Annotated in this window: 9 protein-coding genes; 5 read left to right on the top strand and 4 right to left on the bottom strand. The window is 61.2% G+C overall.

Going from position 1 to position 13,838, the window contains the following annotated elements; genetic code table 11:
• Nucleotides 1-14: 14 nt before the first annotated feature.
• Entirely contained in the window at nucleotides 15-908 is an 894-nt protein-coding gene (locus HDC30_RS06720; protein ID WP_183781791.1) for a DMT family transporter, read from the top strand.
• Here HDC30_RS06720 and HDC30_RS06715 read toward each other — a convergent pair.
• Nucleotides 902-1,189: a SelT/SelW/SelH family protein gene (locus HDC30_RS06715; RefSeq protein WP_183781788.1), complete on the bottom strand. Its 288-nt coding sequence runs from the start codon at nucleotides 1,187-1,189 to the stop codon at nucleotides 902-904. The genes HDC30_RS06720 and HDC30_RS06715 overlap by 7 nt on opposite strands.
• A 71-nt stretch (nucleotides 1,190-1,260) precedes the next feature.
• On the opposite strand from HDC30_RS06715, the gene HDC30_RS06710 reads away from it, so the two are divergent.
• Nucleotides 1,261-3,462, top strand: a complete 2,202-nt coding sequence (locus tag HDC30_RS06710; RefSeq protein ID WP_183781785.1) for a patatin-like phospholipase family protein — start codon at nucleotides 1,261-1,263, stop codon at nucleotides 3,460-3,462.
• A 142-nt stretch (nucleotides 3,463-3,604) separates the two neighbouring features.
• Here the strand turns inward: HDC30_RS06710 and HDC30_RS06705 are convergent, their stop codons facing one another.
• From HDC30_RS06705 to recQ, 3 genes are all read right to left on the bottom strand, one after another.
• A complete protein-coding gene (locus tag HDC30_RS06705) occupies nucleotides 3,605-5,362 on the bottom strand; it encodes a FimV/HubP family polar landmark protein (protein WP_183781782.1) in 1,758 nt (585 codons plus the stop codon).
• 128 nt (nucleotides 5,363-5,490) lie between these two features.
• Nucleotides 5,491-5,925, bottom strand: a complete 435-nt coding sequence (locus tag HDC30_RS06700; RefSeq protein ID WP_027613988.1) for a MarR family transcriptional regulator — start codon at nucleotides 5,923-5,925, stop codon at nucleotides 5,491-5,493.
• Nucleotides 5,926-6,058: 133 nt separating this feature from the next.
• A complete protein-coding gene (gene recQ, locus HDC30_RS06695; RefSeq protein ID WP_097090179.1) occupies nucleotides 6,059-8,188 on the bottom strand; it encodes a DNA helicase RecQ in 2,130 nt (709 codons plus the stop codon).
• A gap of 395 nt (nucleotides 8,189-8,583) precedes the next feature.
• On the opposite strand from recQ, the gene HDC30_RS06690 reads away from it, so the two are divergent.
• From HDC30_RS06690 to HDC30_RS06680, 3 genes are all read left to right on the top strand, one after another.
• Nucleotides 8,584-9,171 (top strand): YecA family protein, encoded by a 588-nt coding sequence (locus HDC30_RS06690; RefSeq protein ID WP_007962155.1) that lies wholly within the window; start codon nucleotides 8,584-8,586, stop codon nucleotides 9,169-9,171.
• 10 nt (nucleotides 9,172-9,181) lie between these two features.
• Nucleotides 9,182-9,577 (top strand): YbaN family protein, encoded by a 396-nt coding sequence (locus HDC30_RS06685; protein ID WP_150367961.1) that lies wholly within the window; start codon nucleotides 9,182-9,184, stop codon nucleotides 9,575-9,577.
• Between the two features lie 217 nt (nucleotides 9,578-9,794).
• Nucleotides 9,795-13,796, top strand: coding sequence for a hypothetical protein (locus HDC30_RS06680; RefSeq protein ID WP_183781779.1), 4,002 nt, complete (start codon nucleotides 9,795-9,797; stop codon nucleotides 13,794-13,796).
• Nucleotides 13,797-13,838: the final 42 nt, after the last annotated feature.

Raw genomic sequence — 13,838 nt, 5'->3', positions numbered from 1 at the left:
GATTAAGGATTGCAATGACTCCGCGTACCGCCCTCGGCGCCCTGCATATCGGCGCTTTAATGTTCGGCCTGACCGGTGTGTTCGGCAAACTCGCGGCCGCCTCGCCGGCGGTGATCGTCTTCGGGCGTGCGGCGTTTGCCGTGCTCGCCCTGGCCTTTTTTGCCCGCTTCGCCAGTCAGCACGGCTGGCGGACACTGCAGGCGGTCGACTGGCGGCGTCTGGCGCTCAGCGGCGTGTTGCTGGCCGGGCACTGGGTGAGTTTTTTCATCGCGGTGAAGGTCGCCGGCGTGGCCATCGCGACCCTGGGCTTTACCAGTTTCCCGGCGTTCACGGTGATTCTCGAAGGGCTGATTTTCCGCGAACGCATCCGCGCCAATGAAATCGTGCTGGTGGTGCTGGTCAGCGTCGGTCTGGTGCTGGTAACTCCGGCGTTCGATCTGGCCAGCGGCGCCACCACCGGGTTGCTCTGGGCGGTGCTGTCGGGCTTGCTGTTCGCCCTGCTGTCGCTGACCAACCGCGCCAGCTCTGGACGGATTCCGGCGGTGCAGGCCGCGCTGTGCCAGAACGTGGTGGTGGCGCTGTGTCTGCTGCCGGTCGCTGCCCCGCAACTGAGCGAAGTGCGCGCGCTGGACTGGCTGTGGATCGGCCTGCTCGGGGTGTTTTGCACCGGTGTCGCCCACAGCCTGTTTGTCGCCAGCCTCGCGGTGATCAAGGCGCGCACCGCCGCCGTGGTGTTCGCCATGGAGCCGGTCTACGGAATCACCGTCGCCTGGTTGCTGTTCGATGAAAACCCGACCGTGCGCATGCTGATCGGTGGCGCGCTGATCATCGTTGCCATCGTGGTCTCGGCGCGGATGTCAGGCAGCGCCGACAAGAAAACCGTGGCTGCCGAAGCCGCGTCTCACTGAGTGCGATCGTTATGGCCAAGGTCGCGCTCAGGGTCGATCTGATCGCGCACCCGCTGCTTGAGCACCTTGGCCTCGGGAAAACCACCGTCGGCCTTGCGCTCCCAGATCTGCACGTCGTCGCAGCTGATGTGAAACACCCCGCCGGTGCCGGGCACCAGCGAGACCTTGCCGAGGTCATCGCCGAAGCTGCTGAGCAGCTCCTGCGCCAGCCACGCGGCGCGCAGCAGCCACTGGCATTGGGTGCAATAAGTGATGACGATTTCCGGTTTTGCAGCAGACATGTTCGCTGAAACTCCTGAGACAGAGGGCGCCGCTATAATAGCCGGCTTTATCGCTTGCCCCGAGACTCGCCATGCGCCGTTTGCTGTTCTGCCTGCTGCTTGGCTTCCTGCCCCTCTTTGCTAATGTCACCGTGCATGCCGCCGAAGCGCCCCGCCCGAAAGTCGGCCTGGTGCTGTCCGGTGGCGCCGCCCGTGGCCTGGCGCACATCGGCGTGCTCAAGGCGCTTGAGGAGCAAGGCATCAAGATCGATGCGATTGCCGGCACCAGCATGGGCGCGGTGGTTGGTGGCCTGTACGCCTCGGGCTACAAGATCGATGAACTGGAAAAACTCGCGCTGAACATCGACTGGCAGCAGGCGCTGTCCGACGCGCCGCCACGCGAAGACGTGCCGTTTCGCCGCAAGCAGGACGACCGCGACTTTCTGGTGAAACAGCAACTGAGTTTTCGCGATGACGGTAGCCTCGGCCTGCCGCTGGGGGTGATTCAGGGCCAGAACCTGGCGCTGATGCTGGAAAGCCTGTTGGCGCACACCAGTGACACCCGCGACTTCGACAAACTGCCAATCCCGTTCCGAGCCGTCGCCACCGACATCGCCAATGGCGAAAAAGTGGTGTTCCGCAAAGGTCACTTGCCGCAGGTGATCCGCGCCAGCATGTCGATTCCGGCGGTGTTTGCCCCGGTCGAACTGGACGGTCGGCTGCTGGTGGACGGTGGCATGACTGACAACATCCCGCTCGACGTCGCGCGGGAAATGGGCGTCGACGTGGCAATCGTGGTCGACATCGGCACGCCACTGCGCAACCGCAAACAACTGACGACCGTGGTCGATGTGCTGAACCAGTCGATCACCCTGATGACCCGGCGCAACTCCGAAGAGCAACTGGCCGCCCTCAAACCCAGCGACGTGCTGATCCAGCCGGCGCTGGCGGCATTCGGCGTGACCGATTTCGGCAAGGCCCAGGAAATGATCGACGCCGGTTACCGCGCCACACGGATTCTCGACGCCCGCCTCGCTCAGCTGAAACCTCACGAATCTCAAGACGCCGAACTCAATGCCGCCCGCGCCCCGGGCCAGCGCACGCCGATCATCACCGCGATCAGGGTCGAGAACGACTCGAAAGTCGGCGATGAGGTGATTCGCTATTACATCCGTCAGCCGATCGGCGAGCCGCTGGATCTGGGCCGACTGCACTCGGACATGGGCACGCTGTACGGCCTCGATTACTTCGAACAGGTGCAGTACCGCGTAGTGCACAAGGGCCAGGATCACACGCTGGTGATCAGCGCCCGGGGCAAACGCAGCGGCACCGATTACCTGCGGGTCGGCCTGAACCTGTCAGACGACATGCGCGGTGACAGCGCCTTCAATCTCGGCGCCAGCTACCGCATCAACGGCATCAACCGCCTCGGCGCGGAATGGCTGACCCGGGCGCAGATCGGCGACAAACAGGAGCTCTACACCGAGTTCTATCAGCCGCTGGACGTCGGCTCGCGCTACTTCGTCGCCCCGTATGCTGCGTTTGAAGCGCAGAACGTCGATGCGGTGCTCGACAACGACCCGATCGCCCAATACCGCGTCGAACGCTACGGTTTCGGCCTCAATTTCGGCCGGCAGATCGGCAACAACGGTGAAATCCGCTTCGGGGTCGGCGAGGCCTGGGGCAAAGCGGATGTGCGCATCGGCGATCAGGACCTGCCGAGAGAAAACTTCACTGAAGGTTTCTACTCGCTGAAGTACTCGTTCGACTCGCTGGACAACGTCTACTTCCCCCACGAGGGCAAGGACGTCAGCCTGACCCTGATGCAATTCGAACCGGGCCTCGGCTCGGACACGCGCTACCGGCAGTGGGAATTCAAGCTCGATAAAGCCATGAGCCATGGCCCGGATACGCTGATTCTCGGCGGCCGTTATGGCCGAACGCTGGACGATGCCAACGTGGTGACGTCGAGCTTCCTGCTCGGCGGTGCGCGACAGTTGTCGGGCTTTCGCGAGGATTCGATTTCCGGGCAGAACGTCAGCCTGATGCGCGCGGTGTATTACCGCCGGTTGACGCCGCGTTCCTATCTGCCGCTGGACTTCCCGCTGTATGCCGGGGCTTCGCTGGAACGTGGGCGGGCGTGGAACAACGACAATGAATTCGACAGCGGCTACATCAATGCCGCCAGTGTGTTTATCGGCTTCGATACGCCGTTGGGACCGCTGAACTTCACCTATGGCCTGAATGATGCGAATGAGCAGGCGGTTTATTTGAATCTGGGGCAGACGTTCTGATCATTCAAATGGATCTATATTGCCTGCCAGGCCGCCTTCGCGAGCAAGCCCGCTCCCACACTGAAACGCATTCCAACTGTGGGAGCGGGCTTGCTCGCGAAGGCGATAGTTCAGTCAGCGAACAATTCCGCTGACTCAACCTTCAGCGAATCCCCGCCAATAACGTCCGCGCCGTTTGCTTGAGGGGTTCATCCCCTTCCTTGAGCAACTCATTAAGCAAGGCAATCGCACTGTCGATATCCCCATCATCAATGCAGGTCTGTGCTTGTTCGAGTTTCACTGACCCGACAGCAGGTTCCGGCTCCTGCAAGCTCAGCGGCTCCAGCGCCAGAGTGGACGGAGGATCGCCGAACGCATTGAGAAAGTCATCGTCCAGCGGCTGCGCGTCCGGTTCGGGGATCCACTCCAGCTCCGCCTCTTCGCTGGCCACTGTTTCGGGCAACTCGAAATCCGCTGGCAGGACTTCAAGCCCTGAATTCGATGCAGACGGATCCGGGTGCTGCTCAAGTGCTGAGCGACTGCTCTCAAGATCCCAACTGGACGCCATCGACAGCTCACCCAGATTCAATTCGAAATCATCCTCGGGCGCCTGCGCCACCGCTGCAGCAGCGACCATCGGCACTGCCGGGGTTATCGGCGCAGCGCCGGTCAATTTTGGATGCCGTTCACGGATCGCGGCCAGTTGCTGAGGATCCACCCCGGCATCACGCAGGCGGTGTTCCTGTTGTTCATAAGCAGCGCTGTCGCCCTGCCGCCCCAGCACTTCGAGCAATTGCACACCCAATTCGGTGCGCTCGGGCTCCTTGTCCATGGCATTGCGCAACAACCCGACCGCCTCACTCAAACGCCCATAAGCCAGATAGATCCCCACCGCCTCCAGCACATCGCCGGCCGCCGGTTCTTCACGGTGTTCGGTGGCTGCGCGGATGCTCGCCGATTGAGTGGTTGGCGGGTCTTCAGGATCTGTTTGCCGATCTGCCGGCAGAGCTGCCAGTGGCGCCGCGCCCTCCACCAGTTGCCGCCGACGTCGTACGAACAGCCCGGCACCCAATAATCCCAGCAGCATCAGCAAGCCACCGAGCAGCGGCCAGTTGAGACCATCGTCGGCAGCTTCAGGCGCGGTGGTGACTGGCGCGGGAGTTGGCGGCGTGAGGGCCGGTGCCGGCGGCTGTTGCAGTTCGCTCAAACGCGTTTGCAGATCACTGATCTGCTTTTTGCCGTCGGCTAGCTGGATATCCTGCGCCTGCAATTTTGTGTTGAGTTCCTCGACGGTCTTTTGCAGCTGCTGATTGAGCAACACGCTGGCCGCCAATTGCTCGGCCACGGCATCGTTGGCTGGCGCCGCCGGAGCGGGTGGCGCTGAAGGGGCGGCGTCGCGCTTGCCCTGAGCAGCCTGAGGCGCCGCCGTGGCAGGTTCGACGGTGGGAAATTCAGAAGATTGCGGACGTGGATCGGGCTCGTCGGTGGCCGGCACGATGCTCGGTGATCCGGGCGGATCGATCAGCAGCGTGTACTCGCGCAACAAGCGGCCATTGGGCTGATTGAGCTGCACCAGAAAATTCAGAAAGGGTTCATTTACCGGTTTGCGCGAGGTCACCCGGATCATCTGGCGATTGCCATGCAGGATCGGGGTGAACCTGAGGTCATTGAGGAAGAACACCCGCTCGACCCCGGCCCGACCGAATTCATCCGCGGTGGCCAGGCTGGCCGAGAGGTCGCTGGCACTGAGGCCCGCGGCATCCACCAGGGCGATGTCGGCCTTGAGCGGCTGATTGAGGGCCGAATGGACGGTAATGTCCCCCAACCCCAGCGCCATCGACCAGGTCGAATAGCTGAATACACCAGCGACCAGCAGCCATCTGGCGCCACCGCGCAGTACAACGTGCCGACTTGCGAGCATGAGCATCCCTTAAATAAGCAAAACCGGTTTCTATGCGTTCGCACATCCGGTACGAACACGATATTGCCCAGTAGTTCTTATAGTCTGCTCTGCGCGATCCCTCAAAAAACCGGCGCGCGGTTTATGCCTCAAGATTTTTCCAGGTTGCCCAGAATGTGCCCGTGAACGCGCATGCACACCTTCAGATCCGCCTCGTCGACGCCTTCGAACAATTCGTGACGCAACTGCGTGGCAATGGTTTCGATTTGTTCGATCAGCGGCAACGCCGGGGCGCAGAGCACGATTTTTTTCGCCCGGCGGTCTTCCATCACCGACTGACGTTGCACCAGGCCCTGGCTTTCCAGGCTGTCGAGCAAGCGCGCGAGGGTCGGCCCTTCGACACCGACGCTTTGCGCCAGCTCGCGTTGGGTCGGCGCGTCTTCGAAACGCGCCAGATGCAGCAGCACCAGCCAGCGCGCCTGGGACAAGCCCAGACCGGCCAGCCGGCGATCCAGTTCGGCACGCCAGCCACGGGACATCTGGGCCAATTGCATGCCAAAGCGGTGTTGATCGGTTAACGGCATAAAACACTCATGAGTAGACTGACAAATAGAGAAAAACTAATTATTAGTCAGCTAAGCATGACATTTGGCTATAGGCAAGAGCCGACCTGTACTGAATCGTTACAACTGCCTGACGGTTGGCGCAATCGCCCTCTTACATTTCGAATTCCGATTGCAGCGCAGCCCTTACGCAGTAAAGAACGCCTTCCGGAACCCGACCGGCGAACAGCTCGGCCACTTCGGCGACCGACGGCAACTCGCCCTCGCCGTCGAGGAACGCGTCCTGCACTTCGCCCATCAGTTCTTCAGGCAAGTCGAGCGCCTGCTCCAGCGACAATTGCTGTTTGCCAATGGCCTCGGCGAGCATGGTGTAGACGTTCTTTTCCGAGCATTGCAACTGCCCGGCGATCTGCATCGGGGTCATGCCGGCGCGGGCCAGGGTGATCAGTTCGTGACGCACATCGGCCACCACTTTCGGCGCCTCGGCCTCGCCGCCGAGCACTTCGAGGAAGGCTTCGCCGTAACGTTCCAGCTTGCGCGCACCAACACCGCTGACCCGCGCCATGTCGGCCAGCGAGGTCGGCTGGCTGCGAAGCATTTCCAGCAGGGTCGAGTCGGGGAAGATGACGTACGGCGGCACGCCATGCTCTTCGGCGAGTTTGCGCCGCAGTGCACGCAAGGCTTCCCACTGTTCGCGCTCTTCGCCACGCACCAGTTGGCTGGCCGGGCTCTTGCTCGCGGTCTTGGCGGTGACCTGCGGCTTGAGGTCGCGGCGCAACTCCAGGCTCACCTCGCCCTTGAGCAATGGCCGGCAGGTATCGCTCAGGCGCAGGCCACCGTAGCCTTCATGATCGACGTCGGCCAGACCACGCGCCACCAGTTGCCGGAACAGTGAGCGCCACTCGCTCTCGCTCAGCGCCTTGCCGACGCCGTACACCGACAGGTGCTGATGGCCAAAGCTGCGGACCTTTTCGTTGTCCTTGCCCAGCAACACGTCCACCAGATGGCCGACGCCATAGCGCTGGCCGGTGCGATAGATCGCCGACAGTGCCTGGCGCGCCGGCTCGGTGGCGTCCCAGGTCTGCACGCCGTCGACGCAGTTGTCGCAGTGGCCGCACGGCTCGGGCATGTCTTCGTCGAAATACGCCAACAGCGTCTGCCGGCGGCAGCGGGTTTCTTCGCAGAGCGAGAGCATCGCATCGAGTTTGTGCTGCTCCAGACGCTTGTGGCGCTCATCGCCTTCGGAGTTCTGCAGCATCTGCTTGAGCATCACCACGTCTTGCAGACCGTAGGCCATCCACGCATCCGCCGGCAGGCCATCACGGCCGCCGCGCCCGGTTTCCTGGTAATAGGCTTCCAGGGATTTCGGCAGATCGAGGTGCGCGACGAAACGCACGTTGGGCTTGTCGATGCCCATACCGAACGCCACGGTGGCGACCATGATCAGGCCTTCCTCGTTGAGGAAACGCTTCTGATGGTAGGCGCGCAAATCGTTGGGCAGGCCGGCGTGATACGGCAGCGCCGGGAAGCCCTGCTCGCTGAGGAACGCGGCAACTTCCTCGACCTTCTTGCGCGACAGGCAGTAGACGATGCCGGCATCGCTGCGCCGCTCGGCAAGGAACGCGAGCAACTGCTTGCGCGGCTGCTCCTTGGGCACGATGCGGTAAAAGATGTTCGGCCGGTCGAAGCTCGACAGAAAGCGCTCGGCGTTCTGCAGGTGCAGGCGGGTGACGATTTCTTCGCGGGTACGCTTGTCGGCGGTGGCAGTCAGGGCGATGCGCGGTACGTCGGGGAACATTTCCGCCAACTGGCCCAGTTGCAGGTATTCCGGGCGGAAATCATGGCCCCATTGCGACACGCAGTGCGCTTCGTCGATGGCGAACAGGGCGATGTTCAAGCCTTGCAGGAACGACAGCATGCGCGGCTGCACCAGACGCTCGGGCGCCAGATAGAGCATCTTCACTTCACCGCGTTTGATCCGCGCCGCCAGATCGCGCTGCTGTTCGGCGCTCAACGTGGAATTCAGCGCAGCGGCCGCCACGCCCAGCTCTTCAAGGGTGGCGACCTGATCGTCCATCAGGGCGATCAACGGTGACACCACCACCGCCAGGCCCTCGCGCAGCAGCGCCGGCACCTGGAAGCACAGGGACTTGCCGCCACCGGTAGGCATCAGCACCAGCGCATCACCGCCGCTGGCCACGCGCTCAATGATTGCACCCTGGCGGCCACGGAAACTGTCGTAGCCGAAGATGTCCTTGAGGACGCGTTGAGCCTGTTCGAGCATAAAAACTCCAAAAATCTACCGAAACATCCCTGCACAGGCTGGTTCAGGACAGCCACAGCTGCTTAAACAAAACGTAAGAGCGCATTGCCAGACCACCGCAATACGAGCAGGGAGCGCAAAACGCGGCAGTATACCCGAGCGTTCCCCGGCACAGGGTGCCGCTGATAAGACTCTGCCAGCCGCCAACACAAAAACCCTGTGGGAGCGGGCTTGCTCGCGAAGACGGCGTGCCAGTCGATGCAAAAGTGTCTGATACGCTGTATTCGCGAGCAAGCCTGCTCCCACAGGGATATTCGTGTTGCCTGTAATTGCGGCAAATCTGCCGTGCGGCTGGCTTGAGCGCTCAAGAAGGCCTAGAATTCCCGCATTGTTTATTCCCCCAAGGTAGCCCCGTAATGTCCTTCGCTGAGCAACTAACCCGCCTGCAAGTCTTTCTCGACGCCGACGAGCTGCACGAAGAGGCGCTGGATTACGTGGCCGCCCACGGTTACCTGACCGCCCTGTCAATCTGTGCAGAAGACGTACCGGAGCGTGAGTGGATCGACGCCCTGTTCGCCGAAGAGCCGCATTACAGCAGCGAAGCCCAGCGCGAAGAAATCGAAGCCACCCTGATTGGTCTCAAGGCACACATCGCCCGCCAATTGGCGTCCGACGAAGAATTCGAACTGCCGTGCGACCTGGACCTGGGCGACGAGCCGGACGACTCCGAACTGCGCGGCTGGTGCATCGGCTTCATGGAAGGCGTATTCCTGCGTGAAGCGGCCTGGTTCGAAACCGCTGAAGAAGAAGTCAGCGAAATGCTCCTGCCGATCATGGTCGGTTCGGGCTTGTTCGACGAGCAGCCAGAGTTCGAAGACATCGCCAAGGACGCCAACCTGATGGACGACATGATCGTGCAGATCCCGGAAGCCCTGACCGCGCTGTACCTGCTGTGCCAGGCCCCGGACGAAAAACCGGCGATCCTCAAGCCACGTCACCATTAAGCCCCAGCCTATGGACAACCCCATAGGCAACCGCCCCCTGATGTTGCGCTACTTCCTGCTGGCCGTCGGCTGGCTCAGCGTGGCATTGGGGGTGATCGGGATTTTCCTGCCGGTTCTGCCCACCACCCCTTTCCTTTTGCTGGCGGCCGCCTGTTTCGCCCGCAGCTCTCCGCGTTTCTATCAATGGCTGGTCGAGCACCCGAAGCTCGGGCCATGGATCCGCGACTACCTCGACGGTAACGGCATACCGCTCAAGGGCAAGGTCTACGCGATCGGTTTGATGTGGGCGAGCATTCTGTTCTCGTGCTACCTGGTGCCGCTGCCGTGGGCACGGGGGTTCATGTTGACCAGCGCGGTGTTGGTGACGGTGTACATCCTTCGGCAAAAGACTTTGGATAAATCCTGAATACCGCCGCCCCCGCTACCTCTGCATTTATCCCCGATACAGCGCCTCAGGCCGTCTGTTTCGTGTGTTTCGAGCCAGTTATCCAAGTGCCCTGCCACTGACCGCTCGTCGGAAAAAACCTCTTACCTGTTATTTCTGACAGTAGCCAACACAGCAACTTCAGCGCTGAATGGACTCCATCGTTCTTGTCTCCGACAGCCCGAAGGAGTGACCCATCATGTTCGTCAAGCCCAAGAAGAAAATCCCTGTCCCGTTGGCACTGCGTGACCCGGTGGTTCCCGGGCGCCTCCTGCCTTCCGGTCAGTGGGGAATCAACCGGGCGGCGGCGCTGCTCACCTTTCCCGATGACGGTCTGCAAGTCGTGATCCCCGTCTGGGCCAACAAGGCTGTCGGAGATACCGCCAAGCTGCTGCTCAATGGCCGTGAGGTCGACGGGCGTCCCATCATTGACGAGGCCGAGCTCAAGCAACCGACCCTCTTGTGGGTGGCTCCCCGTCATCTGCAGACCGCGTCTTACGAACTCACCTACGAAATCAAACAGCCCAATCAAAAAGAAGAGCGTCCGGACAAGCCCCTCAACCTCTTCGTCAAACTGGAACTCCCCGGTGGCCAGGACATCGACCCGGGCCCTGGTCACTCCAACCTGTACATGTACATTCCTCCGGAAATCGTTAACGGCGGGGTGGACAAAGACGTTGCCGAAGCGGGAGTGCCGATTGTCATCAGGTCCGCGTCCGGCAGCGGCTCGCCTTACCCGGACATCGCGGTGGGCGACGTCATTCATCTCAGTTGGGGTGGCTTTTTTGAGTATTCCACACCGGTGACCCTGGAGCAGATCAACGATCCAGCGGCAAACCCGATATTGATCACGGTCTCCAAAGCCACTATTGAACGGGCTGGTGACACCGACCTCTCTGGTCTGGCGGTCACCTTCAAGGTGCGCGACATCGTCGGCAATGAATCGGAAGACTGGTGCAAGGAAACCCGCATCGTCGTCACCACCGGCATCGACCTGCTGGCCGCACCGATTGTTCAGGAGGCCGTCAACAACAAGCTCGACGCCGATAAACAGGGCGACAACGACATCACGGTGCATGTCACGGCCACCCGGCCAGACTTCGAGATGGGTGACATCATTCACTTGACCATGCTCGGCACCACCCTGGAGGGCGAAAAAGTCGAATTTACCGCCCTGCCCCAGACCGTCGACAATATCCCGCATAACTACGAGTTCAAGCTGTCCATTGCGGCCGTGCGCAAACTGGTCAATACCCAGGTCAGTTTCTTCTATCGGCTGGAACGCAGCGGCAGCAGTGACCCGTTACGCTCAAAAAGGCAGTTTGTACAAGTCACCGGCGCAGCCCACCGCGTGGCCGCACCGATCATCGAAGAAGCCGAGGGTGACTTCATCGATCCCACCGAAACGCAAATCAACGTCCGCATTCCGTTCGATCCGGCCATCGAGTACGGCATGGGCATCGAGCTGTTCCTGTTGGGTAAAAGCCCGGATGGCAGCACCTTCCTGCCTGAGTTGAAGTGGCACATTCCGGAGGAGGATGAAGTCGAGAATCCCGAAGGTTTTGTCATCACCGTCGATGACTACAACCTCAAGCTCCTTGACGGCGGAACCCTGAAGGGGTGGTACGACCTGCTGATAGCCGAGGGCGACGAGATCCTCAGACGGGAATCGCTGCACACGAAATTGCTCAATGTGGGTGAACCGAAATTCGAGCTGGACGCCCCGATTGTCCTCGGGGTGGCGAACGGTTTCCTCGACCCGGCCACACTGCCCGGCGGTACCAGTAAACTGACCATCCCCAGGCCTGTGGTGAAGCCATGGGTAGCCAACGACGAGGCCACCTGGAAGTGGGTGGGCGACATCTCCGGCGAGGAACCCGGATCCCGCACATTCAATGCCGTAACCGCCCAGCAAGACTGGGTCATCAACCTGGACGCCGCCTTCGTCGCTCAACACATCGAACCGAACCGCGACAATAAAATCACCGTCAACTACCACGTCTGGCGCTCCGTCACAGACGAGACCAGCCTTTCGAACCCCTTGAAATTCACTGTGGGCCAGGCACAGGAACAACTTCTGGAGCCGGCAAAAGTACGCGAAGCCGTGAATGACGTGCTCGACCCGGCCAGTGTGCCAGTAGAGGCCACCGTGTTGATTGCCGCCAACCGTGCAGAGAATGCCGGTGATCACTACTACATGAACTGGCGTACCGCTGATGGCAGCGTTGATCAGGACTATGACAAAACCATCAGCGGTAACAACAAGGGCAAGGAGGTAGAGTTTCCGGTTCCTCGGCAGGTCGTACTGGACAGCCTGAACCACATGGTCATCCTCAGTTATTACGTCGAGTTGTTCGAAGGCGGCAGAAGCCTTGGCAGGGACTACGACTTGCGCGTGGAAGCGGCGCCTGGCGTGAAACCGCCGGTGGCCACATTCCTGGAAGCCAGCGGCGCGCAAAAGGATCAGATCAACCCTGACGATGTTTTCCCCACTGGCGCAACAGTGGTCATCGCCGCCAGTGCTGCGCTTAAAACCGATGATGAGATCCATGTGGTAGTGATCGGCAAAACTACATTCAAAAAATCCCATACAGTCCTGGCCAGTCAGGCAGATAAAGAACTGGCGGTGATCAAGGTGGATCACACGTTCATTGACGATAACGTCGACGACAGCATTTCCATGACCTATACGATTACCCGCAAGGCGGGTGGTACTGACGGCCCGTCTGATCCGACGGTCTACGATGTCCGCAAGGTGATTGGTTCCGGCGCGTTGAAAGTCATGGGCGCTCGCTTCAACCGCAGCACCTACAGGTCATCCGGCGCTTCGCATGTATTGAGTGCGTTCAATGCCTCCACCGGCCAACCTTTGCAGGCGCAGTGGAAATACCCGGACGACAGTCAATGGACGACGGCCCCTACCTGGTATGACACCCAACCGCACCTGCCACTGCAGGTGCGCACTGCGGACGACGCATTGACCCTGAACCCGGCGAACATCTTCGGCAACGGCAACGACCTGACAATCACCGGACAATCAGCCTACGTCGCGCATCGCAATGTCGGTGATGTCGCAGGCTGGGGCAACGACGCTTATGGAGCAACGATCCCTTCCACCATCATCACGATGGACGACATTGTCGAAGTGAGTTGCACACGCAGCGCCTACGCCGCACGCCGCGCCAACAATGCGGTGGTGGTCTGGGGAACCGTCACGGAAGGTGGCAGCATGGGCGGTGTTTCACCGCTGGGTTTCAAACAAGTGGTGGGTAACGCCGTCGCCTTCGCTGGCTTGAAGCTGACAGGGCAAGTGGTGGCGTGGGGCGACGCTGCCAATGGTGGCACCGTACCGGAAATCATCGGTCAACACCGCGATATCGAGCATATTGTGTCTGCCGGACAGGCGTTTGCCGCATTACGGGCCACTGGAGAAGTGGTGGCCTGGGGGTTGGCAGCCAATGGTGGAACCGTGCCGGGCGACATCGCCGGGTTCGACGATATCAAGACATTGATCGGCAGCAATGCAGCCTTCGCTGCGCACCGGGCCAACGGGCGGATTGTCGGTTGGGGGCATGCAGGTTATGGCGGCGCTGTACCAGAAGCCATCGCCGTCCTCACCGACGTCATCGAATTGAGCTGCGCCAATGCCCAGGCGTTCGCCGCTCGGCGTGCCTCCGGACATGTCGTGGCCTGGGGAACAGCCGAGTACGGCGGCACAATCGACGATCTGATCAAAGGGCTGGACGACATCGTCGAAGTCAGCTCGACCTGGCGCGCCTTTGCCGCCCGGCGCGGCAACGGGCACGTGGTGGCATGGGGCAGGCCCGCCGAGGGCGGCGCCGTACCAGGCGACATCGCCACGCTGGATGACATCGTCCAGGTATGTGGGTCATCCCAGGCTTTCGCTGCGTTGCGCAAAAACGGCACGGTAGTCGCGTGGGGCGATCAGACAGTCGGCGGCAATACCACGCCTGTCGTCGATCAACTGACCAGCGTGGTGGCGCTTTACAGCAACACCACCGGTTTCACCGCGCTGACGTCTGACGGTCGTGTTGTCACCTGGGGCGTTGCGGCCGGCGGCGGTGACAGCAGCGCGGTGCAGGAACTTCTCCGGGGCAAGTTCTCATATCTGGCCACACCTGCAACACGGGGGCTGGCATTGAAAGCCAGTCGCAGGGTGCTGCTCGACACGCCCCGATAATCCCGATTCTGGCGACCTTTCAACTCATGTTGCCCGGCGCTT

Origin of the sequence: Pseudomonas sp. JAI115, from assembly GCF_014200835.1 — a bacterium.
Lineage (GTDB): Bacteria > Pseudomonadota > Gammaproteobacteria > Pseudomonadales > Pseudomonadaceae > Aquipseudomonas > Aquipseudomonas putida_A.
Note: the sequence above shows the minus strand (reverse complement) of the source record. Positions and strands in the feature narration are given on the sequence as shown.

What these genes read in the sequence shown, in the direction of transcription:
- HDC30_RS06720 (WP_183781791.1), top strand. Translation starts at nt 15, where the DNA reads ATGACTCCGCGTACCGCCCTCGGCGCCCTGCATATCGGCGCTTTAATG.
- HDC30_RS06715 (WP_183781788.1), bottom strand. Translation starts at nt 1,189, where the DNA reads ATGTCTGCTGCAAAACCGGAAATCGTCATCACTTATTGCACCCAATGC.
- HDC30_RS06710 (WP_183781785.1), top strand. Translation starts at nt 1,261, where the DNA reads ATGCGCCGTTTGCTGTTCTGCCTGCTGCTTGGCTTCCTGCCCCTCTTT.
- HDC30_RS06705 (WP_183781782.1), bottom strand. Translation starts at nt 5,362, where the DNA reads ATGCTCGCAAGTCGGCACGTTGTACTGCGCGGTGGCGCCAGATGGCTG.
- HDC30_RS06700 (WP_027613988.1), bottom strand. Translation starts at nt 5,925, where the DNA reads ATGCCGTTAACCGATCAACACCGCTTTGGCATGCAATTGGCCCAGATG.
- recQ (WP_097090179.1), bottom strand. Translation starts at nt 8,188, where the DNA reads ATGCTCGAACAGGCTCAACGCGTCCTCAAGGACATCTTCGGCTACGAC.
- HDC30_RS06690 (WP_007962155.1), top strand. Translation starts at nt 8,584, where the DNA reads ATGTCCTTCGCTGAGCAACTAACCCGCCTGCAAGTCTTTCTCGACGCC.
- HDC30_RS06685 (WP_150367961.1), top strand. Translation starts at nt 9,182, where the DNA reads ATGGACAACCCCATAGGCAACCGCCCCCTGATGTTGCGCTACTTCCTG.
- HDC30_RS06680 (WP_183781779.1), top strand. Translation starts at nt 9,795, where the DNA reads ATGTTCGTCAAGCCCAAGAAGAAAATCCCTGTCCCGTTGGCACTGCGT.